At 45.3% G+C, this 23901-nt stretch carries 19 protein-coding genes, 2 tRNA genes and 2 rRNA genes; 2 read left to right on the top strand and 21 right to left on the bottom strand.

All coding sequences use genetic code 11. From position 1 onward, the window contains the following. Nucleotides 1-20: 20 nt before the first annotated feature. The 5 genes from DOE51_RS04190 to DOE51_RS04170 form a co-directional block, all read right to left on the bottom strand. Nucleotides 21-2960: ribosomal RNA gene (locus DOE51_RS04190) — 23S ribosomal RNA — on the bottom strand. A gap of 118 nt (nt 2961-3078) precedes the next feature. Next, nucleotides 3079-3155: transfer RNA gene (locus DOE51_RS04185), tRNA-Ile, on the bottom strand. A gap of 161 nt (nt 3156-3316) precedes the next feature. Then, a 16S ribosomal RNA gene (locus DOE51_RS04180) occupies nt 3317-4830 on the bottom strand. Together the 16S and 23S rRNA genes with 2 tRNA genes alongside form the textbook arrangement of a ribosomal RNA operon. A 263-nt stretch (nt 4831-5093) precedes the next feature. Further along, a tRNA-Ala gene (locus DOE51_RS04175) sits at nt 5094-5169 on the bottom strand. Between the two features lie 152 nt (nt 5170-5321). After that, complete coding sequence (locus DOE51_RS04170; protein ID WP_142695321.1) at nt 5322-5837, bottom strand: hypothetical protein; 516 nt, start codon at nt 5835-5837, stop codon at nt 5322-5324. Between the two features lie 204 nt (nt 5838-6041). Here DOE51_RS04170 and DOE51_RS04165 point away from each other — a divergent pair, with 204 nt between their 5' ends. Beyond that, nucleotides 6042-6347, top strand: coding sequence for a cupin domain-containing protein (locus tag DOE51_RS04165; protein WP_142695320.1), 306 nt, complete (start codon nt 6042-6044; stop codon nt 6345-6347). Nucleotides 6348-6428: 81 nt separating this feature from the next. Here the strand turns inward: DOE51_RS04165 and DOE51_RS04160 are convergent, their stop codons facing one another. After that, entirely contained in the window at nt 6429-7736 is a 1308-nt protein-coding gene (locus DOE51_RS04160; RefSeq protein ID WP_142695319.1) for a replication-associated recombination protein A, read from the bottom strand. A 126-nt stretch (nt 7737-7862) separates the two neighbouring features. Between DOE51_RS04160 and DOE51_RS04155 the strand changes: the two genes are divergently transcribed. Then, a complete protein-coding gene (locus DOE51_RS04155) occupies nt 7863-8108 on the top strand; it encodes a hypothetical protein (RefSeq protein WP_142695318.1) in 246 nt (81 codons plus the stop codon). Between the two features lie 51 nt (nt 8109-8159). Here the strand turns inward: DOE51_RS04155 and DOE51_RS04150 are convergent, their stop codons facing one another. The 15 genes from DOE51_RS04150 to lepB form a co-directional block, all read right to left on the bottom strand. Further along, entirely contained in the window at nt 8160-8714 is a 555-nt protein-coding gene (locus tag DOE51_RS04150; protein ID WP_142695317.1) for a hypothetical protein, read from the bottom strand. Nucleotides 8715-8727: 13 nt separating this feature from the next. Then, nucleotides 8728-10887 (bottom strand): type IV pilus secretin PilQ, encoded by a 2160-nt coding sequence (locus DOE51_RS04145; protein ID WP_246845355.1) that lies wholly within the window; start codon nt 10885-10887, stop codon nt 8728-8730. 42 nt (nt 10888-10929) lie between these two features. Then, nucleotides 10930-11667: a pilus assembly protein PilP gene (locus DOE51_RS04140; protein ID WP_142695316.1), complete on the bottom strand. Its 738-nt coding sequence runs from the start codon at nt 11665-11667 to the stop codon at nt 10930-10932. Next, on the bottom strand, nt 11664-12254 hold the full coding sequence (locus DOE51_RS04135; RefSeq protein WP_142695315.1) for a type 4a pilus biogenesis protein PilO: 591 nt from the start codon (nt 12252-12254) through the stop codon (nt 11664-11666). The genes DOE51_RS04140 and DOE51_RS04135 overlap by 4 nt, the downstream gene beginning before the upstream one ends. Further along, nucleotides 12251-12856, bottom strand: a complete 606-nt coding sequence (locus DOE51_RS04130) for a PilN domain-containing protein (RefSeq protein ID WP_142695314.1) — start codon at nt 12854-12856, stop codon at nt 12251-12253. Before DOE51_RS04130 ends, DOE51_RS04135 begins: the two co-directional genes overlap by 4 nt. Further along, the gene (gene pilM / locus DOE51_RS04125; protein WP_142695313.1) at nt 12853-13908 is read right to left on the bottom strand and encodes a type IV pilus assembly protein PilM; all 1056 of its coding nucleotides are present in this window, start codon (nt 13906-13908) and stop codon (nt 12853-12855) included. The genes DOE51_RS04130 and pilM overlap by 4 nt, the downstream gene beginning before the upstream one ends. A gap of 263 nt (nt 13909-14171) precedes the next feature. Continuing rightward, the gene (locus DOE51_RS04120) at nt 14172-14963 is read right to left on the bottom strand and encodes an A24 family peptidase (protein ID WP_142695312.1); all 792 of its coding nucleotides are present in this window, start codon (nt 14961-14963) and stop codon (nt 14172-14174) included. Beyond that, nucleotides 14956-15726, bottom strand: coding sequence for an ABC transporter permease (locus DOE51_RS04115; RefSeq protein WP_246845354.1), 771 nt, complete (start codon nt 15724-15726; stop codon nt 14956-14958). The genes DOE51_RS04120 and DOE51_RS04115 overlap by 8 nt, the downstream gene beginning before the upstream one ends. Next, nucleotides 15719-16462 (bottom strand): ABC transporter ATP-binding protein, encoded by a 744-nt coding sequence (locus DOE51_RS04110; RefSeq protein WP_142695311.1) that lies wholly within the window; start codon nt 16460-16462, stop codon nt 15719-15721. The genes DOE51_RS04115 and DOE51_RS04110 overlap by 8 nt, the downstream gene beginning before the upstream one ends. A gap of 7 nt (nt 16463-16469) precedes the next feature. Continuing rightward, nucleotides 16470-17363 carry a phosphate/phosphite/phosphonate ABC transporter substrate-binding protein gene (gene phnD, locus DOE51_RS04105; protein ID WP_142695310.1) on the bottom strand — a complete coding sequence of 298 codons (894 nt, stop codon included), beginning with the start codon at nt 17361-17363 and terminating at the stop codon, nt 16470-16472. Beyond that, on the bottom strand, nt 17360-20557 hold the full coding sequence (carB, locus tag DOE51_RS04100) for a carbamoyl-phosphate synthase large subunit (protein WP_142695309.1): 3198 nt from the start codon (nt 20555-20557) through the stop codon (nt 17360-17362). The genes phnD and carB overlap by 4 nt, the downstream gene beginning before the upstream one ends. 17 nt (nt 20558-20574) lie before the next feature. Then, nucleotides 20575-21222, bottom strand: a complete 648-nt coding sequence (locus DOE51_RS04095) for a hypothetical protein (protein ID WP_142695308.1) — start codon at nt 21220-21222, stop codon at nt 20575-20577. Further along, nucleotides 21219-22283, bottom strand: coding sequence for a glutamine-hydrolyzing carbamoyl-phosphate synthase small subunit (gene carA / locus DOE51_RS04090; RefSeq protein ID WP_142695307.1), 1065 nt, complete (start codon nt 22281-22283; stop codon nt 21219-21221). The genes DOE51_RS04095 and carA overlap by 4 nt, the downstream gene beginning before the upstream one ends. Further along, nucleotides 22280-23182: an aspartate carbamoyltransferase catalytic subunit gene (locus DOE51_RS04085; RefSeq protein WP_142695306.1), complete on the bottom strand. Its 903-nt coding sequence runs from the start codon at nt 23180-23182 to the stop codon at nt 22280-22282. Before DOE51_RS04085 ends, carA begins: the two co-directional genes overlap by 4 nt. Before the next feature lie 35 nt (nt 23183-23217). Beyond that, nucleotides 23218-23895 (bottom strand): signal peptidase I, encoded by a 678-nt coding sequence (gene lepB, locus DOE51_RS04080; protein WP_142695305.1) that lies wholly within the window; start codon nt 23893-23895, stop codon nt 23218-23220. Nucleotides 23896-23901 lie beyond the last annotated feature (6 nt).

Genomic DNA, 23901 nt, shown 5'->3' with positions numbered 1-23901 from the left:
ATGTTAAGAAGAAAATTTTTTTAAAAAAGCCTCACGACCTATTAGTACGGATCAGCTGAATACATTACTGTACTTACACCTTCCGCCTATCAACCTCGTAGTCTCCAAGGAGTCTTTAGGGGGCCGAAGCCCCAGTGAGATCTAATCTCGTAGTCTGCTTCCCGCTTAGATGCTTTCAGCGGTTATCAGTTCCGAACATAGCTACCCTGCATTGCTCTTGGCAGAACAACAGGAACACCAGAGGTTCGTCCATCCCGGTCCTCTCGTACTAAGGACAGGTCTACTCAAATCTCATACGCCCACAGAAGATAAGGACCAAACTGTCTCACGACGTTCTGAACCCAGCTCGCGTACCACTTTAATTAGCGAACAGCTAAACCCTTGGGACCTGCTCCAGCCCCAGGATGTGATGAGCCGACATCGAGGTGCCAAACTCCATCGTCGATATGGACTCTTGGATGGAATAAGCCTGTTATCCCCGGAGTACCTTTTATCCGTTGAGCGATGGCCCTTCCACGCGGGACCACCGGATCACTTTGGCCTGCTTTCGCATCTGCTCGACTTGTAGGTCTCGCAGTCAAGCCCCCTTATGCCAATGCACTCGACGCCTGGTTTCCAATCAGGCTGAGGGGACCATCGCGCGCCTCCGTTACTTTTTGGGAGGCGACCGCCCCAGTCAAACTGCCCACCAGACAGTGTCCCTCTGCTCGTAAAGAGCAGCAGGTTAGATTTCAAAGGTGCCAAGGGTGGTATTTCAAGGTTGACTCCACAAGGGCTAGCGCCCCTGCTTCAAAGTCTCCCACCTATCCTACACATGCCAACTCTAAAATCACTGCCAAGCTACAGTAAAGGTTCACGGGGTCTTTCCGTCTTTCTGCGGGTACTCGGCATTTTCACCGAGAATTCAATTTCGCGAGGCATTTGGTCGAGACACCGGAGAAGTCGTTACGCCATTCGTGCAGGTCGGAACTTACCCGACAAGGAATTTCGCTACCTTAGGACCGTTATAGTTACGGCCGCCGTTTACTGGGGCTTCGATTCTCAGCTTCGCTTACGCTAACTAATCCTCTTAACCTTCCAGCACCGGGCAGGCGTCAGCATGTATACTTCGTCTTGAGACTTTGCACATGCCTGTGTTTTTGATAAACAGTCGCTACTCCCATTTCTCTGCGACCCGAAAAAGCTTGGGGAGTAAATCCTTACACTCTCGCGGGCACACCTTTTCCCGAAGTTACGGTGTTAAGTTGCCGAGTTCCTTGACCAAAATTCACCCCATCGCCTTAGGATATTCACCCCACTCACCTGAGTCGGTTTACGGTACGAGCTAACAAATCTAAATTTACGAAACTTTTCTTGGATACATGGCTTTTCTCACTTCCGGGACAAGTCCCTCGCATTCACGCCTCAGTGTTATGTGCCGCGGATTTGCCTACGACACCACCTACACGCTTACACCTCAATCCAATAAGAGGCTGAGATAGCCTATACCGTCATTCCTTAAACACAATCTGTTAGGTAACGGAATATTAACCGTTTTGCCATCGATTACGCCACTTGGCCTCATCTTAGGTCTCGACTAACCCTGGGAGGATTATCCTTGCCCAGGAATCCTTGAGTTTTCGGCGCCCGGGTTTTTCACCCGAGTTCAACGCTACTTATGTCAGCATGATCACTTCTAGTTCGTCCAGCTGTCCTACCGGTCAACCTTCATCCTACGCTAGAACGCTCCCCTACCACTAAAATATAAAATATCTTAATCCAAAGCTTCGGTAACACGCTTAGCCCCGTTGTATCTTCCGCGCAGAGTCACTAGACTAGTGAGCTATTACGCTTTCTTTAAAGGATTGCTGCTTCTAAGCCAACCTCCTAGTTGTCAAAGTAACTCCACAACGTTCTCCACTGAGCGTGCATTTAGGGACCTTAGCTGTTGGTCTGGGCTCTTTCCCTCTCGACTCATGACCTTATCACCCTGAGTCTGCCTGCTGAGGAACATATCTGTGGCATTCGGAGTTTATTTGGGTTTGGTAATCCGGTAAAGACCCCTAGCCCATTCAGTGCTCTACCTCCACGATACTTTTTACTCAACGCTATACCTAAATATATTTCGGGGAGAACCAGCTATCACCCAGTTTGATTGGCCTTTCACCCCTAATCACAGATCATCAAAAGAGTTTTCAACCTCAACTTGTTCGGTCCTCCACGAGGTGTTACCCTCGCTTCAACCTGTCCATGATTAGATCACCGGGTTTCGGGTCTATGCCTGCAAACTAAACGCCCTATTCAGACTCGCTTTCGCTACGACTACACCTTCAACGGCTTAATCTCGCTTGCAAACATAACTCGCTGACTCATTATGCAAAAGGTACGCGGTCGCGCATATAAAGCGCTTCCACTGCTTGTAGACTTACGGTTTCAGGTTCTATTTCACTCCCCTCTCGGGGTTCTTTTCACCTTTCCCTCACGGTACTTGTTCACTATCGGTCACTAAGGAATATTTAGGCTTAGAAGGTGGTCCTCCTAGATTCCCACGAAATTTCACGTGTTTCGTGGTACTCGGGATGCCACTAGCGCTTCTGAGGTTTTCGAACACGGGGCTATCACCCTGTCTCGCCAGACTTTCCAGACTGTTGTTCTAACCTCTCGAGTCGCACATTGTGGTCCCACGACCCCTCAATCAAATAAATGATTAAGGTTTAGCCTCTTACCCGTTCGCTCGCCACTACTAGGGTAATCTCGGATTTGATTTCTCTTCCTGAGGGTACTGAGATGTTTCACTTCCCCTCGTTCGCTTCAGACACCTATGTATTCAGTGAATGATACCATTAAATGGTGAGTTTCCTCATTCGGACATCTTCGGATCAAAGTGTGTGTGCCACTCCCCGAAGCTTATCGCAGCTTACCACGTCCTTCATCGCTTCTTAGTGCCAAGGCATCCACCGTAAGCCCTTTGTAGCTTTAAAAAATGGAACTAACCTCGCTAAAAATCAACTAAATCAATCTATTCAATTGTCAAAGAACGAAAAACGTTCACAAGCAAAAATCCTCAAAACATTCCAACAGTCCAACTGATCAATTAGTTGGTGGGCCAGGGAAGACTCGAACTTCCGACCCCACGCTTATCAAGCGTGTGCTCTAACCAACTGAGCTACTGGCCCGTGTTAGATGCTTCGAAGAGTTTTCACTCTTTCAAAACTAAATAGCTAGAAAAGATTTTTGGGACTCACGCTTCCTCGGGAAGAGGAGCGTTGACCTAAGATTGGGTCGTTTTGACTTATCAAGATCAAGTCTTGATGAAGATCGACCGGATAATCCTTAGAAAGGAGGTGATCCAGCCGCAGGTTCCCCTACGGCTACCTTGTTACGACTTCACCCCAATCATCGACCATACCTTGGGCGCCTGCCTCCTTGCGGTTAGCGCAGCGACTTCTGGTACAGCCGACTTTCATGGTGTGACGGGCGGTGTGTACAAGGCCCGGGAACGTATTCACCGCGGCATTCTGATCCGCGATTACTAGCGATTCCAACTTCATGGTCTCGAGTTGCAGAGACCAATCTGAACTTAGATAGCTTTTCTCCGATTAGCTCCATCTCGCGACTTCGCTTCAGTTTGTGACTACCATTGTAGCACGTGTGTAGCCCTAGGCATAAGGGCCATGAGGACTTGACGTCATCCCCACCTTCCTCCGGTTTAACACCGGCAGTCCATCTAGAGTGCCCAACTGAATGCTGGCAACTAAATGCAGGGGTTGCGCTCGTTGCGGGACTTAACCCAACATCTCACGACACGAGCTGACGACAGCCATGCAGCACCTGTGTACCGACCCTTGCGGGCGACGGCGTTTCCGCCAATCTTCCAGTACATGTCAAGCCTAGGTAAGGTTCTTCGCGTTGCATCGAATTAAACCACATGCTCCACCGCTTGTGCGGGCCCCCGTCAATTTCTTTGAGTTTTAATCTTGCGACCGTACTCCCCAGGCGGGATACTTAACGCGTTAGCTTCGTCACTGAAGGGGTCAATACCTCCAACAACAAGTATCCATCGTTTATGGCGTGGACTACCAGGGTATCTAATCCTGTTTGATCCCCACGCTTTCGGGTCTGAGTGTCAGTGCTTGGCCAGTTACCCGCCTTCGCCTCCGGTATTCCTCCTGATATCTACGTATTTCACCACTACACCAGGAATTCTAGTAACCTCTCCAGCACTCAAGCTACGCAGTATCAAATGCACTTCTGGGGTTGAGCCCCAGGCTTTCACACCTGACTTACATAGCCACCTGCACCCGCTTTACGCCCAATGATTCCGAACAACGCTAGGATCCCTCGTCTTACCGCGGCTGCTGGCACGAAGTTAGCCGATCCTTTCTTACAGGGTACATTCATTGTGTTATTCCCCTGCGACAGAGCTTTACGACCCGAAGGCCTTCATCACTCACGCGGCGTCGCTGCATCAGAGTTTCCTCCATTGTGCAATATTCCCTACTGCTGCCTCCCGTAGGAGTCTGGACCGTGTCTCAGTTCCAGTGTGACTGATCATCCTCTCAGACCAGTTAAAGATCGTCGCCTTGGTGAGCCATTACCTCACCAACTAGCTAATCTTACGCGGACTCATCTTAGAGCGAAAAACCTTTGACCCCTTGAACCGCAGTTCTTGTGGTCTTATGCGGTATTAGCTAATCTTTCGACTAGTTATCCCCCACTCTAAGGCAGATTATCCACGCGTTACTCACCCGTGCGCCACTAGTACTCATATTGCTACTTTCCCCGTTCGACTTGCATGTATTAGGCACGCCGCCAGCGTTTGTTCTGAGCCAGAATCAAACTCTCCAGTTTAAATTCTGTTTCATCCCAAACAAGCTAGCTTTTACGCTGTTGTTTGTTCGAATATTTTTTTGAAATTGTGTCCTATCATTGCTGATAGAACTAAGAGCCCAAAAATCTATTATATCTAGCTATTCAGTTTTCAAAGAGCGAACTTTCAAAATTTCTCACCGCTTTTCAGCGGCGCGAGGAACAGATATTACTCTGTATTTTGTCCTCGTCAACATTCTTTTTTATTTTTTCGTCATTTCGACAAAAGTCTTAAAAAGAAAACTTGGTGGAGGTAACAGGGATCGAACCTGCGACCTTCTGAATGCAAATCAGACGCTCTCCCAGCTGAGCTATACCCCCGAAGTGGGACTGGTTTTCGCTCAGGCCCTCAAAAAGGTCAATAGCTTTTTTTCGAAAGTTTAATGAGAACCCTGAAAATGCCCAATAAATAAACGAGGCTGGCTGCCTCGTTTATTTGCAATTTACTTTTAAGTTGTCGATTTTATTTAAATTTAAGCGGAAGCCTTAAATTTTGACGCAAGAAGTCTGTTTAGCCACTTACGTTCTGTCGTTAGGTCAAACCCAACCTTCTCACCACCAGAAATAATCGCCAAATAGACCTTTTTAAGGATCTCAACCTCTGTATCAAGGCCGTTATCAGCGCCCATAGACTCTTCGATAGCTTCAAACACACTTACTAGATCTGGAGTTGTCACTACTTTAGGAATGCGACCCATATCTAAACCAAGTGTTTCGATTGGTTTGAAACCTACGAGAGTTTCAGTCAGCAATACCTTTGAGCCATTCTTGAAATTCACCTGAATGAAGGGCTTACCTTCAGAGTCTGCACGGTGAAGGACTTCACTCACTTCTTGAGAGCTAAACGTAAATAGTTTGCCATCAAGATCTTGGCGAATTTGCACTCGACCCGACTCATTGATCTTCGCACGAAGACCTTTCGATGAATCGACAAAATTCAAGATGTGATCTAGTTCCGCATGTGTCGATTTAGATTTAGAATTGCTCAAAATATCCCTCCCCTAATACTTAGGGTCCTTCCAACAATAGAGGTATCGACAATCTGTTGTTGGACTTAATGAAAAAACATAAAAAGATGTTGAATCAGGTCTCTTGCCCGGCAGAGGTTGTCTCATCACGAGAACATCCGCGGTGTGACTTGTTTCTCGCGTTTCGATTTGAGATAGTAAGTCCGAAAGCGAAGGCGAATATTTATGATCATCACACGTTGGCAAGCACCTATCATTCCGAGCAAAGCACAAGTAAATCTGATTCTTGAATCAGAAGGTCTTGAGCCGTACGAGGAAGTGTATGAGCCACAAACGAAAATTCCAGATCATCGTCATCCGTTCGCTGAAGTGCGTATCGTTGTAGAAGGCGAAATGCTCTTTAACATCTCAGGGAATCAATTTGTATTGAGACCCGGTGATCGCGTAGAGATTCCCGCTAATACAAAACACGCACATACCGCTCATGGAACTGTTCCATGTGTCTGCATCTGTGCTCAAAGAGCTATATAATAGAAAATCTTTTTCACATTCGCCGTTGAAATACGACATTTGAAGAAATCTTGAGGCCGCTGCTGGCCTCTTCACTAGTTTTTATTCTGATTTGCGGTTCTTCATCCAATTGAGATATTCACGAATGGTTTTTTCAAAGCCGTGAGTCGTTGGCTCATAGAGTTTTGCGTCTTTAACTTCTTCAGGAAGATAGCTTTGCTCTGTCCAACCGGTTGGATAGTTGTGTGGATACTTATAGTCTTTGCCGTAACCAAGATCCTTTGCCAGAGCTGTTTTTGCAGATCTTAGATGAAGCGGCACTGGCAGAGTACGCGTTTGCTCAACTAAGGCGCGCGCATTATTGAGAGCCATGTAAGCCGCATTTGATTTCGGGCATGACGCTAAATACGTCGTTACTTGCGCAAGCGTGATTGCGCCCTCTGGAAGACCGATCGCTTCGACGGCTTGTAAACCCGCGATGGCTACGGAAATTCCGCGGGGGTCGGCATTACCGATATCTTCGGAGGCAAGAATGATAAGTCTTCTTGCGATGAAGATTGGATCTTCGCCGCCATCAAGCATTCTTGCGAGATAATAAACTGCTGCATCTGGATCGCTGCCTCTGACACTCTTGATGAATGCGGAGATCAGGTCGTAGTGCATCTCTGAGGCTTTATCGTAGCCCAGTGGATTTTGTTGAAGGAGCTCGCGCATTTCTGCCATGTCCATCAACTCGCCATCCATGTCTTTAGAGAAGTTGTACAGGATTTCGAGACTGTTGATCAGTCTGCGCGCATCGCCGTCTGAATACTGCAGTAAATTTTCAATCGCCTCTGGAGTTAGAATTTGATCGATGGATTTTTTGTAGTGAGCGCCGGCTCTTGTTAGAATTTGTCTTAAGTTTTCCTCTGTCAGGCGTTCAAATACGACGACACGACAACGGCTAAGCAAGGCGCGATTTAGCTCGTAGCTTGGGTTTTCTGTCGTTGCACCAATCAGGACAAGATCGCCTTTTTCCACGAATGGCAGAAGGACGTCTTGTTGGGATTTATTGAAACGATGAATTTCGTCTACGAAAAGAACTGTCTTTTGCTGGAATTGAATGCGACGGTCGCGACCTTGCTCGCCCACTTCTCGGAGTGCTTTGGCACCTGTGTCTACGGCATTGAGATTTACGAAGTGTGCGTTAAAGTGTTGCGACAGAGCCAGTGCAAATGTCGTTTTGCCCGTGCCCGGAGGCCCCCAGACAATGAGACTTGGCAAATAGCCTTTGCGGAGCATTTGTCCCAGCTTTGATTGCGGGCCCAGAGTTTTTTCTTGGCCAATAATCTCGTCGAGATTTTTCGGGCGAAGAATCTCGGAAAGTGGCGAAGAACTGTGGGCTGCGGCAGAGGCTGAGAATAGGTCCATGCCTGGTTTTATAGTCGATGAGCCCGCAAAAAGATACTGTCCTCGCACAAATACATTGCCTATTTAATGCGCATTGTTGCGACCAATCTGGCAAAATAGATTGTGAGGAATTTACTGGGAGGAATTATGAAGTCACTCTTATTTGCTTTGTCTATTGCTGGAATCGGTTCGCTAGCTTCCGCTGCTGGGAATACCGTTACTTTTTCAGATAATACGAAGGTGGAAGTGTTGGCGCTGCCTACAGGTACAGGAATTCCAACATCGACAAGCGTTGTACAGATTAAACAAGCTGACGGAACTGTTTGTTATTCAATTACTCAAAGCGGAAACTCAGCAAGCTTTCCCAATTCGATTTCTTGCATCAAGCCATAAATAAAAAAGGCGCAATTTCTTGCGCCTTTTAAATTCAGTTTTACAAATCCGTTAATCGTTGATGACTGTAAAATACGTTGTCGTACGAACTGGATTTTGTTCATCGCTGCCCGGAGCTTGTTCGTACCCACGGATCTCCATCGTTGCTGTAGCAGAAAACAATTGAGTTGTATCAATACCACCACAATAAAGCGCACAATCCGTCGTCATGCTTTCAGTTCCTGCAGGAATATAAGCTTGATGGCCCGAAGTGTTGCTTCCGTACCAAGTAGCGTTTAAGGCCGCCAAGGCATCACCACCCACAGTACAAACATACTGACTTGAGATTCCTGGGATATCGACCGTGATCCTAACCAGGTCAATATACATGTCATTTGCTTTATTCTTTTTCGTAAACGTCAACTTAGCTACACGGAAGTAAGACGCGCTTACATCCGAAGTTGGCGTCGTTCCCGTGCTTGCCTGACGTTGAGCTAAACAACTTGTTGCAGAGGCAGGAATCAATGGCACTGATTGAGCTGACGCAGCCACTTCCAAGTTTTGTTCTCCGGGACTGCACGAAAATAGGTAAGGTACTGTGAGTAATACAAAAATTAACTTCTTCATACTTTACCTCTCCTTAGATGTCTTTCGAAACGCTGTCTACTTGCCCCATAATTCTTGGAGTTAAGAAGATCAACAATTCCGATTTCGTTTTACGAATCGTTTTAGTCTTAAACAACCAGCCCACAACAGGCACTTCACGGAACCATGGAACACCCGTTTCGCCATCTTGGATATCGTTTTGATAGATACCACCGATAACCGCCGTCTGACCGTTTTTCACTAGCACACGAGTATTCGCTTCACGAGAGTTCACTTGGAAACTTCCCAATTGAGCGTCCACAACCGCGCCTTGGAACTGTCTGTTCACGGACACCTTCATTATAACAGATCCATCAGACGTAACTTGTGGAGTTACCTCAAGTTTTAACGTCAATGGCTTAAACTGGAACGAAGTCTGGTTGGACGTACCATTTACAGTCACTTGTTTAACTGGAACTTCAGTCGTTTGATTAATGTCAGCTTTTTCATTACTCATAGTGAAGATACGTGGGGAAGCCAAGACCTTCACTTTATTCTCAGATTCAGACAATGCCAAAGCCGCAGAGATCGAACCGAAAACATCGAGCGTTCCGATATCTAACCCGAAGTTGAAGTTAGTACCACCAGTGCCTTTGCCTGGGTTCACACCAAACTTAGGTGTCATGTTTACTGGGCCACGGCTACCGTTACCCAACTTAACCGTCGAACCGCTTGCTGACCAACTCACACCAATATCGCGTGCGAAGTCTTCTTGAGCCTCTACGATCTTACCTTCGATCAAAACTTGCTGTGGTTGCGTATCTAAACTCGTGATCAATTTTGCGATACGATCCAAGTTATCTTCGATGTCCGTTACGACTAAAGCATTCGTGCGCAAGTCACCTACAACTTTACCGCGATCACCCAAGAAATCTTTGATTTTCTTTTCCAATTCATCCACTTTCGCGTAGCTGATTGGAAACATGCGTACTTTAAGTGGCTCTAGATTTTTACGAGCAACCGCTAGTTTATTTGCATCATCTTCTTCGGCCTTCAAATCTGCCAAAGGAGCGATACGAAGAACGTTTCCTTGGCGAGTGTAACCAAGTTTACGTGCGCGCATGATCACAACAAGAGCTTGGTCCCAAGGCACTTGGCGAAGCTTTAAGCTGACATTGCCTTTTACTTCGTCCGAAAGAACCATATTCACGCCGCTTTCTTCTGTGATGAAGTTCAAAGCGTCGCGGATATCCATACTGTTTGTTTCGATCGAAATTTTCTTACCGTAGAACTGACTATTGCCGGCCAAAAATTCAGTCAAGTTTTGGCTTGGAAGAATTTTTGATTCTGTTGTTTCTTCAGTTGCGGCAAGAGTTTCAGGAGACGGAGCACCGGCTCCTGATGCTACGATCAAAAGACTATTGCCCTCTGACTGAACTGCTGGTTCGGAAGAACCCTCACGCATTTGAATTACAAATCGCGCTGTCGTTGATCCCGGATTTTGATAAGCATCGATCGCGCCAACCGCCCCTTTGATGTCGCGAGTGTTTAACGATCTTTTTAATTTCTCAGGCAGAATAGCATTATCAACTTCTACGATATATTGATGAAGATCTGGATTCGCGCGCGTTGTGAACGTCAATGGACGGTCACCTTGAACGATCACAGTTCCACCCGTCTCATTCGCTTTAAATTTTAGATCCGTGATGTTGGCTGGAGATCCTGCCTGTGCAACTTCGTGAACGGCCGGAGCAGATTCTTGCATTGGAGCAGGAATTGTTTCAGCTGGAGCAGCTTCTGGAGCCGGAGCTGGCGCATCCGCAATACCACTGTTCGCAAACGGATCTTCTGTTGGAGAAGTTTCGGCCGGAGGCGCTTCCGCAGCAGGCGGAATTGTCTCTGCAGGAGGAGTTGCAGCCTGTTGACCATTAGCTTGGTTCAACTCATCTTCAATTGCTAAATCTTGGTCGCCAGCTGGCGCCGCAGGAGCAGCTTCTTTCGATGCTTTTGCTTGTTTGTCTGCCGGTGTTTCATCGAAATCAGCAAACTCGTCAGAGTTGCCCGAAGCAGGTGCCGCCGCAGAGTCAGTTGAAACTTCTGCTGAAGCTTCATCATCTAAAGATAGATCATCACCACTGCGAGAAGGATGACTTGCACAAGAAGTCAAAGTGGCAATCATTGCACTTACAATCATTAATCTAATGAATCCGTTCATTAGCTCCTCCTTAAACGTACCCCGAAAAATCAGAGTGTAGGCCTACTTTTTAAATTCCATCACGCGAGTTTCTTTAACAGGTTTTCCTTCTTCGTATTTTGTTTCTACGACGACGATTTCACCCTCGCGAATTGCCGCAACAAATCCTTCGTTACGACCGATTTTAGAGTTCTTAGTAACAGTATACACAGCTCCATCTGGATCACGAACCATCGCTCGTGGAGTTTTGACGTCCCACAAGATTCCGACGATTTGCAGACGATCAACTTCAAATCTTTGTAGTGGTTCTAAAGGGATTTCCGTCTTTTCGTTTTTTGCAATAGGACGAAGTACTTTGAATGGTTTGAAAGGATCCCTTTTACCAGTTGGATCGTAAATATATTCATCTCTCGGCATCGTGTTTGTACCTTGAGACGCTTGCGGCGCAGTCATCGAGTCACCCAATGGCATCTCATCACCCATCGCTGGTGGAGGTGGAGGAACTTGCTGCTGAGCCGGCTGCGTTGGTTGCGCCGCAGTCGAAGAAGGATTGCTTCCCATTTTCGGAGTAGCCGCTGGTGTCGTCACTGGTTGCGCTGATGGCGTTGCACTTGGCGCCGCTTTGCCGCTCGGCACTTGAGTGGCTTCAACTTCCTTCATAAATTCCGGAGGAAGATCGCCATTGCTTGGAGCCTCTTGAGAATGCGCGGGCGCCATGAACTTCATACTCACCGCAAAGGCGAGCCAAAGTCCAAGACTGGCAACTAGAATGTAAGACATCATCCATCTTACAGATTTCACTTAGTCGTCTCCGCTTTCGGTTTTTCAGGAGCAAGCTTGTAACCTACAACTTGTCCTTTAAAACTTAATTTTCTTGATCCACCCGTTGGGGAAGAATCACTGATAGTAATATTCTTAACACGCGACATACGTTCCGCAGATGACACAAGATATACAAATTGAGCCAGCTCGCCGTATGATCCTTCTAATTCAACCTCAACAGGAACTTCTTCAACGACTTCCTTTTTAAGGTTTTCACCAGGTTTCTTCGATTTAATGTTTACGCCTGCATTTCTTCCAAAGCCATCAATAGACTTATTGATGTCGATTGAAAATAAAGCTGAAGGTAAGCGACGTGAAATTTCTTGATACTGCGTACTCAAGCGTCCGACTTTGTCCTGCATCTCTCGTACTTGCTTCAAAGTAGCATCAGTATCTTTTTTCTTAGCTTCTTGCTCTTGTAACTGCTGGTTAATCGTCACCATTTGTGCGTCGATCGAAGAACCGTCATCATAAATCGTGAAATAATAGAAGGCACCAATCGCTAAACCGATTATGAATGCTTTACCAATCGTGTATCCGGAAATTGTCTCAAAGAATTTATTCATTGTGGACGCTCCAGAAGACAACTAATTTCAAACTTCTTCAAGCTAACACCATCGACCGACGTTTCGCTCGAACTTACAAGATTTACGTCCATCAAGAATACACTCTTTGTCAGAGCCTCTAAGAAACTTGAAACTTCAAAATCACTAATCGCGAGACCTTGGACAGTGACTTTTTCAGGAGTGATCTTGATTTGAGTTAACCAAGCTTTCTCTGGGATCACCTGTTGCAAAAGATCCAAGACGCGAATTTCACGATGACGATCTTTAGAGATCTTATCTAAAGCTGCAATACGCGCTTCAATAAGAGCCTCGTCTTCTTTAAACTTTTTAATCTCTGCAACAGAGGCCGCTTGTTTAGAATTGTAATTGCTCAACTCTGCAAGCATTTGTTGTTTCGAATTAAACTCCGCTTGTTTTTGCGGAACATTTTGCTGCTGGTACGCATACAAACCGATTGCTGGAATCAACATCACGATAAGACGCTTAAGAGCCTCTTTACGTACTTCATCTGGCGAAAGATAACCATCAGACGAAATACCCAAAGATGCATTGATTGAAGCGGTTGAGCCGACGCCGGAAGACGCTAGATTGATTTTAATCATGTGTCGTCTCCCATCTCGCGGATGGCTAGGCCGGTTACTACGCCTGCGAATGAGCTGATTTGATCCAAGTATTCTTGAGAGAATTTTTTTGGATTCGCTTTTACTTTGATAAATGGATTGAATTGCTCCATTTGGATGCCTGTTACGCGCGAAACCGTTTCAACCAGTCCCGATGTGACAGAGCTTCCGCCTGTGTAGAAACAGCGATTCAAGATCAAACCGTTCGTCGTTGCACTTAAGAAGTCCAAGCTTGAACGAATCTCTTCAGTCACGGCTTCGTTGGTTGCGCTGATGATCGCATGAACGTCGTCAGGCACTTCGCGTTTTGAAACCGCGCTCAATTTAAGTGCTTCAGCTTCAGGAACTGTCACGCCCATCGCTTTATGGATTTCATTTGTGTAGTTTGCGCCACCCACTGGAATGTCACGACAGAAAATCACTTCGCCATTTTGCAAGACCACGAAGTTTGTGATCGATGCACCGAAGTTAAGGATACCAATGACTTCACCGGGAATGCGGCCATAGTTCATTTCAAACGAGTTCGCCAAAGCGAAACCGCTGACATCTAAAACGCCACAATTCAACCCGCTGACTTCAATAACTTGTGTGTATTGAGTGACAAGTTCGTTTTGGGCAGCAATCAATAACACATCCATCGTGTCAGGAGAGCCGCTGCCCGCAAGAATATGATGGGCCAAGCTGATGTTATTGATATCGAATGGAATATATTGTTCTGCTTCGAAACGAATTTGGTCACGAATCAGTTTTTTATCCATCTTAGGAATTGTGATTTTCTTAACGATAACCGCAGTTCCCCACATCGCTGTGGCAATATTTTTTCTTTTGGATTGAACTTCATTAACCAGTTGTTGAACCGCGACACCGACAGAGGCGATATCGACAATTTCACCACCAGATACGGCGTTGGCAGGCGTTGGTGCAAAACCAAAAGATAGCAGTTGGGCTCCTTTTCCACTGAAGTCCATCTCTGCTAATTTTATAGAGCTCGTTCCGATATCGAGCCCGATAACTTTCTTTGATTTAAAAAACATTCCTAAGTTGCTTTCTCAAGTGATGCCTAAATGCACTCTACAACGACCAACGTCTTTAGACACAGGTCTAACATATTAAAATTATTAGGTGTGTGGGATAGAATGTCAAACGTGCGGTCTAGGCGTTGTCATATAAATTTAGCGCAGCTAAATCCTAAAAACAGTTCGCTTTAAACTTTGATTTATCCGAGGCGAGAGGAGGAAGGCGTACTTTTAGTACGTCGACGACGAACAACGAAGGAGAAATCAAAGTTTAAACGAACCTAACTAATACCTGGGAGAAAAAGGTCTAGGTACCACAGTGCGATTGTCTGGCCACCGAAAAGATAAATAACCGCGCCCAAAGCAAGGTAAGGTCCGAACGGAATCACAGTCTTTAGTCCAGCCTTTTGTTTTCTGGCTGCGACCAAACCAACGACACTTCCGATGATGGCAGAAGACATAATCACGAACGGAATTGCTTTCCAACCAAGAATCGCACCGATCCACGCAAGGAGTTTGATATCTCCCCCACCCATGCCTTCTTGTTTCGTCATCAAATAATAAACGTAAGCCATGCCCCACAAAAATCCGCCGCCCATCAGAACGCCAAAGAAAGCGTCCATGAATTCGCGCTGAGGATTCAACCACGCTCCGATCAAGCCAATCACAATACCTGAAAGAGTAAATTCATCCGGCAAAATCATGTGATCAAGATCAATAAATGTGCACACGACGAGGCCAAAACAGAAAATCAAATATTCAAGCAAAGACCAAGTAAGACCTGCATAATGATAGCTGAGTGCGAACAAAACCCCCGTAATGATTTCAACCATGGGATAGCGGAACGAGAATTTCGCGCCACAGTTGCGGCATTTTCCGCGCAAGATGAACCAGCTTAAAATAGGAATATTATCGAACCATTTGATAGGTTTTTTGCAGCTGTAACAATAACTGCGAGGTTTCACGATACTTTCTTCTTTTGGTAAACGCAGAATAATGACATTACCAAAGCTGCCAAAAATGGCGCCTAAAACAAAGAAAAGAACATAAAATGTGGTATCGAGATCAAACAATGTCTTTTCTCCTAAAGAAGAAGTTCGTAAATACAAGATAGATCAAGAACCAACCCAGCATATGTCCTAACATCCACAGAATTTGGTTACCCGGAATTCCATTTTGCAGGAAGTATTCTGATTTCCAGTTCAGACGATAAAGATTTGGTACCAACCAGTGCAAAACTTTAACGGCCATCACGAAAAATTCTTCTTTGCTTTTTTCTGCGAAGAAGGCCAAGTCAGAAAGCCAGTGTCCTAGAAGAAAGATCACAAATCCAGATGAAAGAGCAAGGACCGGACGAACTACCAAGCTCAGTCCAATCACCAGACATAAAACGACAGCACTTTCCATCCACAGACTGAAACAAATTTCGAAGAAACTTAAAATTTGTGCAGGCGTATTCCACAATCCCAACAGCAGCGCTAATAACACACCCAAAGAAGCGACCAAAATAACGTTCAACGCCAGAACGCCCAAAATTTTTCCTAAGATAAACTGATCACGACTGACCGGTCTTGAAAGAATCAATAAGCACGTCTGCTTTTCAATTTCTTTCGCTAACAAATAAGAACCAGAAAAGAGCGATACGCCTAAGACGGCAACTTGAATTCCCAAGAAACCAAAATCGGCCAGGATTTTTCTTTGCTCTGCTAACGACAATGCTCCTAAAAGAAAACTCAAAGCAAAAAGCAGAACCGCAATCACTACGACAACGAGGAACACTCTTTCTCGGAGCATTTCACGCAATGTTGTTTTTGCCAGAGTTAAAACCTTAGCCACGCGAAGCCTCGCGATTCTTTTGCACTTGGAAGGCTTTTTCAAGACTGTGGAATTCAGACATGAAGGCTTGCAATGCGCCTGTATAAAGAATTTGTCCTTTATTAATAACGACAAGATCTGAGCACAGCTCTTCCATATCTTGCAGCAAGTGACTGCTGAAAAATAAAGTGACTCCCCGCTTTTGCTCTTCTTTAAGGATGTCCTTAACCATCGCGCGACCATCGGGATCTAATCCCGACATCGGTTCATCTAAAATAAGCAAATCAGGACGAGTCAGAATCGCTTGCGCAATTCCAATTCTTTGCAACATACCCTTAGAATAGGTACGCAAACGACGGTCTTTCGCTTCCATGAGGTCGACTTTGCGCAGACTTTCTTCTGCCCGCGCAGAGAAGTCTTTCATATTCGAGCCATAACACAGATTCCAGTGAAGCTTCAGAAACTCGACACCCGTCAGGAATTCGTAGAGGTAAGGACGTTCTGGCAAATAACCAATTCGCGTTTTGACATCACTATTGATCGACTGACCAAAAAATTTAATGCTGCCTGAATCGGGATGGATAAAGTCGAAAAGACATTTAATAGTCGTCGTTTTACCGGCGCCATTGCTGCCCACAAAACCTGTCGTTTTGCCTTCTGCCAAAGAGAAATTAATGTCGCGCAAAACCTGACGGTCTTTTTCAAAAAGTCCGCCACGAAATGTCTTATTCAATCCTTCGACAGAAAGAGCTGCCATTAATAATTTATGGTTTTAACTCGATATTTAGAGCCTTCACCATCTCCTTAACAGGATCATACTGTTTAGAAGTGGCTGGCATCAAGGTTTGAGTCCCCAAAATTTCAGAATATGCGTTTTTGTCTTTCGCCTGATCCATAATATCGATCATCGCGAACATCAAAGTGTGGGTGATTTTAGGATACTCTTCGTAAAAATCTTGGCGAACACAGAATGGATCATTAGGGATCGGTGCACTCATCCAAATGCTACGGTACTTGTCTTTGCCATTACCAAAATGAATCCAGGCACCTTGCGTCCCTTTTTCATCATCACTAAAGACTGCTGCTGCATCGACCTTTTTTTGCTCTAACAATTCGATCGAAGCTTTGTGATTGCCGCTGAAAATAACTTGCTTGAAGCTTTTGTCATCAATGTGCTTCTTTTGTAAAGCTACTTTTGGATACAAATAACCTGAAGAAGATTGCTCATCGACGAAGGCAATCGTTTTACCCTTTAGGTCCTCTAACTTTTTAATCTTAGATTTAGCAGGAACGATGATCGTCGAATAATAGAAAGGGGCATTCCACACTTTCTTCAATAAGACTTTGGCATTCGCTTGTTGTTCCGCAAACACGTAAGTTGATGAAGTAAAGAAAGCGAAATCCACTTTCTTAGATTTCATTGCATCAACTAGGCCCGCATAATTTTTAGAGATATAAATATTTACCGGCAAACCGATTTTTGCCTGCAATTCTTTAGCAAGTTCTACACTTTGCGTTTTTAGAACCTCTGGATTACCGCCGGGGATCAACCCGATCGTAATTTCATTCGGAGCTTTCTCGTTGGCGGCGACAGTTTGCGCCTGACCAACTACAGAAATAAGCAAAGAGGATACAGCTAAAAGAACGAGCTTAATCAAAAGGCCTCCATCGACGGTAATGCTTCGACTGATGATGACTCATTTCTTTCATTTTTCAAAGCAAGAACAAACGCCTCGGCTGCATCACTTTCAGTAATGCATGGAATATTATAGTCCGTACAAGCTCGACGAATGTCGAAGCTAGCCTCGATCGCACGTTTACCCGATGTTGTATTGATAACGAACGCCACTTCACCCGAGCGGATTTTATCCACGCAGTGCGGACGACCTTCATCGACCTTACGAAGTGACAAACAGTTCACACCTTTATCGTTAAAGAATGAGGCCGTACCCGTTGTTGCAGAAACGCCGTAACCCATGCGTTGTAACTCACGCACCAAAGGCAACATCGCTTCTTTATCTTTATCACGTAAAGAGAAGAACACTTGGCCTGTTTTCGGCAAACGAATATTACTTGATAAGAACGCTTTCGCCAAAGCTTCAGAATAGTCTTTTCCGCGCCCCATGCTTTCGCCTGTCGATTTCATTTCAGGACCCAGGATAGAATCTGCCTCTGGGAATTTTTTGAATGGGAAAACAACACCTTTCACGGAAACCGCTGGTGCGTTTCTCCAATTCATATTGTCGAGATGCAAGTCTTTACGTTTTTTACCAAGCATCGCAGCGACACCGAGATCGATCAATGGAATGCCGGTTGCTTTGGCAACAAACGGAACCGAACGCGAACTTCTCGGATTTGCTTCAAGCATGTAAACGATATCGTTTTTCACTGCAAGTTGCAGATTCAAGTGGCCGATCACACCAATACGATTTGCTAATAAAATGCTGAGCTCTTCAATGCGTGCTGATGTTTCTGGTTTCAAACGTTGTGGCGGCAAAACCCCCATCGAGTCGCCCGAGTGCACTCCGGCAGCTTCAATATGTTCAACAACGCCACCAATCAGTGTCCAATCATCTCCACGAATTAAATCTACGTCGACTTCAAGGGCACCAGCTAAGAATTGATCCATCAAACATGGTTTATCTGCAGAGATAAAATCAGCATGACGTTGGAAATATGAAATCAATTCATCACGATTTTCGATCACTTCCATACGACGGCCACCCAAAACATAACTTGGACGACAGATCATTGGATAACCGACTTTTTTCTCGTGAATTAAGGCGTCCTCAAGAGCCCCCGCCATGGCCGAGTTTGGAATCGCAAAATTCAACTCTTGGCAGATCTTTGTGAATAAACCGCGGTCTTCCGCTAAGTCGATTGTTTGCAAAGAAGAACCAAGCAGAGTGTATCCCGCCTTCACCAATTCAGGAGCCAAATTGATTGGCGTTTGACCACCCAATTGAGCAACAAAACCACGCGGCTTCATGAAACGCATGATTTCGCCAAGACTTTCTGCAGTCAGCGGCTCAAAGAACAATACGTCTGACGTGTCATAGTCCGTTGAAACCGTTTCTGGATTCGAATTGACCATGATGACTTTCGTGCCGCTTTTTTGAAAAGCTTTTACACCGCGAACACAGCTATAGTCGAATTCGATACCTTGACCGATTCTGTTCGGGCCACTGCCGATAATCACAACAGCGTCTTTTGCGTTATCAATTGTCGCAGAAACTTGTGACCAATATGTCGAATAGAAATACGGCGTCGAAGAAGCAAATTCCCCCGCGCATGTATCGACTTGCAAGAAGGCCGGGAACAATTTGAACTGCTCGCGCAATTCGCGAATATAGCTTTCACTTTGACCAATCAAGGCGCCTAAGCGCGCATCAGTAAAACCTTTGCGTTTTGCTGCTCTTAGAAGGTCTTCGTTGGATTCTTTAAATTCCGATTTAAATTTTCTTTCAAACTTCACCAAAGCTTCAATGTGCTCTAGGAAGTACGGATTAATCCCCGTCAGATCTTCGATGTCAGCAATAGTTTTTCCATCGCGGAACGCTTGGAAAAGATGGTAGATGCGCTGACTGTTTGGATAAGAAACTTTACCAGTTTCTAATTCAACTTCGCGAATCGCTTCCGGATCTTTTTCAAGACTTGCAAGAGCCTTCATCAAAGATTCTTGCAAAGTGCGACCGATGCCCATCACTTCGCCGACACTTTTCATTTGTGTCGTTAAAGAGTCTTTGGAACCTTGGAATTTTTCGAAAGCAAAACGTGGAATTTTTGTGACGATATAATCAAGTGCCGGCTCGTAACAAGAAGGTGTCACTTTCGTGATATCGTTCGTGATTTCTTCAAGACTATAACCTAAACACAACAACGCTGCGATTTTTGCAATCGGGAAGCCGGTTGCTTTACTTGCAAGTGCTGACGAACGGCTTACACGTGGATTCATTTCAATCACCACGCGTTCACGAGTTGTCGGATGAACAGCGAATTGAATATTCGCGCCACCTGTTTGAATTCCAACTTCGTTAATAATCTTGCAAGCCTCATCACGCATCGCTTGATATTCGCGGTCGCTTAGAGTTTGTTGCGGAGCCACCGTAATACTGTCACCCGTGTGGACACCACACGGATCTAGATTTTCGATACTACAAACGACAACAAATGTGCCTTTGTAATCGCGCATGACTTCAAGTTCGTACTCTTTCCAACCAAGAATGCTGGCTTCAACTAATACTTCCGATGTCGGGCTTTCGTGAAGTGCACCCACCAACATCTTTTTATATTCTTCAGGAGAGTACGCGATACCCCCACCACCGCCACCGAGTGTGTAGTTCGGGCGAAGGATCAACGGGTAACCTAACTCTTCAGCGATCTGCATGCCGTGCTCGAAAGTACGGATCATGTAGCTTTTCGGATAACCCGCACCGATTTTATCAAGAATGCCGCGGAAGATTTCACGATCTTCACCGGCTTTGATCACTTGTGGTGTCGCTCCTAACAATTGCACTTTATATTTTTGTAAAATGCCTTTGCCGTGCAGATCTAACGCCAGATTCAATGCCGTTTGCCCACCCAATGTTGGGATAACAGCGTCGGGTCTTTCTTTATCGATAATTTTTTCGAGATAGTCGACTTTGAGCGGTTCCACATAAACGCGTGTTGCGATTTCTGGGTCCGTCATGATTGTTGCGGGATTGGAGTTCACCAAGATAACCTCAAGGCCCTCTTTCATCAGAGCCTTGCAGGCTTGAGTGCCGGAGTAATCAAACTCACAGGCTTGCCCGATAACGATAGGTCCAGAACCAATAATCAAAACCTTCTTAATATCGGACTTACGCGGCACTCTTCACTCCCTTGTTTTTAAATGCCCAATTTACCTTCGTTCGAGTAAATCATTTCGGGCCTTACGTGTTTATACTGTTCAAATTTATAGCGCATCTTGATCAGACGAAGCATCATCACGTCTGGATCCAAATCCGGATCTTTTCTGTGACGTTTTACTTCGCTCAAGATGAACTTCTTCGCGCTTTCTGGATGGAAGCAGAAGCCGCGTGTGAAGATGAATGAGTCCCCTACAGGAATCAAACGCACTTCAAAAATTTCATCTGGATCAAAACCGAATACATATGGAGATTGCTTCACAATAAGTTTTTTATTCGCAAGCAAGTCTTTGATGTAAACGTCGCCATTCTTAATTTTGATGAACTCAAAAAGAGAATGACGGTGCTGTTTTAGAATCTCAATGATGTCCATTTCTTCTGGAGTGAAACGTAGTTCACGCACCAAGTGACAAGCTTCCAACGGAGTTTGCTTGTAACCCACAAGTTCTCTGGTGAAGAAGTACCAGTCATAGAACTGCGCCATACGAGATTCGTAGTGTTGGGCATTTTCATCCAAAGTTCCCGCATTTTCGAAAAATTCCTTTTTCGCCAATGCTAGTTCGTCCTTAAACGCATCACTTACAAAGTGATTGAGAATCTTTTCAATTATCTTTTCGTATTCGTTCATATCATCCGCTCTACAAAGAAACTAAATAACCCGGACGCTTCATGCGGTCCTGGGCAACTTTCCGGATGATATTGTATTCCCAAACACTTTCTTTTTTCACTATAAAAACCTGCCACAGTGCCATCATTTAGGTTGATGTGAGTGACTTTAACGTCCTCTGGCAAAGTGCTTTGCTCAACAGCGTAGCCATGATTTTGACTGGTCATGTAAATTTGCTGTAAAATCGAGTCCTGAATCGGGTGATTGCTACCGCGATGACCGAATTTCATCTTGTATGTCTTCCCGCCCAAGGCCAATCCCAAGATTTGGTGGCCCATGCAGATGCCAAAGATCGGTTTCACACCCAAAAGTTCGCGAACTGTGCCGATCGCCACTTTGACATCGGCCGGATCGCCGGGACCGTTTGTCAGCATGATACCATCGGGATTGTAGTCCATGATCTCTTGCATGGAAGCGCGGCTATTGAAGATCTTAATTTCTGAGCAGCGCGATTCTAATTCACGCAGAATGTTTTCTTTGCTACCGAAATCTAGTACCGCCACACGCGGCCCCACCATGTTTTGACCTTGGCGAGTTTCCGTTTCCTTACGTGAAGCCAAATAGACCCAGTCTTTATCCAAAGTTTTCTTAGCAGCGATCAATTTTTCAGCTTTTTGTTTCGCTTCTGTTTCACTAGCAGCTTGAACTAAAGCGCCCCAGGGAGTGCCACCGCTACGCAAACGCAAAACCAATTGGCGCGTATCGATTTCAGTGACAAGCGGAATACCGTTATCAGTCAGGCGTTTTTTCCAAGAATGATCGCGTTCTGAATCTTGCAGTTCCAAACAAATGAATCCTTCGATCCATAAACGTTTTGATTCCCACACGGCATCTTCTACGCCATAGTTCCCTTGCATCGGCGCTGTCATCACCACAATTTGAGAAAAATAAGAAGGATCTGTCGCAATCTCTTCGTAACCAGAGTGCGAAGTATTAAAGACAACTTCACCAGCGCGATCTTCACCGCCCTGCCAAACGCCTTTATAAGTTTCGCCACTTTCTAGTACAAGATATGCCGTCATAACTTTCCTTCCAATAAACTATAAAGCAGTGCTTGGCGGACCAAAACCCCGTTAGAGACTTGATCTAAAACTTTGCAGCGCGGATCGTGAAGAACATCGCTGTCCAACTCCGTGCCCTGATTGATGGGGCCTGGATGCATAATTAACGAGTTTGCAGATAAGTGTTGCAGATTCTTTTTCGTAAATCCAAAAAGATCGCGATATGTCTCTAAAGAATATTTTTGTTCGTGACGCTCAAGTTGTACACGCAAGGCCATCGCAGCAGTTGCCCACTTTAAACCTTCATGAAGGCTGGCAAATACTTTTTGTGAAGGATGTTCTGGTAAAAACTCGGAAGGCCCACAGAGCGCCACTTCATATCCAAGTTTTTTCGCAAGCTCGAAGTGAGACGCCGCCACTCGACTGTGGCGAACATCTCCAACGATCAATAGTCGCTGACCTTCACAAGTGCCAAGGTGTTTGCGAATTGTATAAGCATCTAGCAACGCTTGCGTTGGATGCCCTTTCTTTCCCCAACCTGCATTGATCACAGGCATCGAAAGTTTTTTACTTAGATCATTGAAATCAAGTTCGTCACCACTGCGAATAACAATGAACGACGGATTCATTGCCGCGACATTCAGAACTGTGTCTTCGAAAGTTTCGCCTTTTTCCAAACTGCTGCCTGATTTTCCATCAAGCAACAAAGGATAAATTCCCAAGCGCGCAGCCGCCGTTTCAAAGCTCATTCGCGTACGCGTGCTAGCTTCAAAAAACAAAAGGGTTCCGGTTTTGCCGAAGCCCTTTGGGATTTGTAGCGTATTCAAAGAAATCTGGTCCGCAAAAGAGAATAGAATATTGATTTTTTCTTTTTCGAGGGAAACCAGATCAATAAGAGAGTTTGTAGTCCTAGATAACATCTAGAACCTTAGCCTATGGATGCGACCCGATCTTGTCAATGGACTGAAGAAAAAACTCTGCTCCAACGCACTGAAGGATAACGGTTTCCGCCCCATTTCTTTTGCCAATCCAGCGAAAGCCAAATCAAAACGACTTTACCGAGGACTTGAGTGGCAGGAACCGTGCCCCAATAGCGCGAGTCGTCACTTGCATCACGATTGTCACCTAAAAGGAAAACCTCTCCAGGAGGCACAACGATGGGACCAAAATCTTTGTCTTCCGCTTGTTTTTGGAAAATCACCGGCCAGCTAGAGAGTTTGCTCTTCTCGGTATAAATATCGAAAAGTTCTGAGTTGGGATTATCGCGTTTTGCGAGTTCCGCTTTTTCATACTCAAACGGTTCTTCATTTAAAATCAAGCGACCTTGTTTTACCTGCACGCGATCACCAGGCAAACCCACCACGCGTTTCACATAATTGATTTCAGGCTGATTCGGGTAACTGAACACGACAAGATCGCCACGCTCTGGAAAAGAGGTATCAACTTTTTTGGAAGTAAACGGGATCTCTAAACCATACGACATGCGCGAAGAGAAAATAAAATCGCCCGGCTTCAACGTCGGTTGCATCGAACCAGTTGGAACTTTATAAGCTGTGACCACGTACGTGCGCACAAACAATGCAAACAGCACTGCAATTAGCAATGTTAGAAAATACTCACGCCATCGGGTCATAAAGAA

Origin of the sequence: Bdellovibrio sp. NC01, assembly GCF_006874625.1 — a bacterium.
Lineage (GTDB): Bacteria > Bdellovibrionota > Bdellovibrionia > Bdellovibrionales > Bdellovibrionaceae > Bdellovibrio.
The sequence above is the reverse complement of the archived record's forward strand: the minus strand, read 5'-3'. Positions and strand labels throughout refer to the sequence as shown.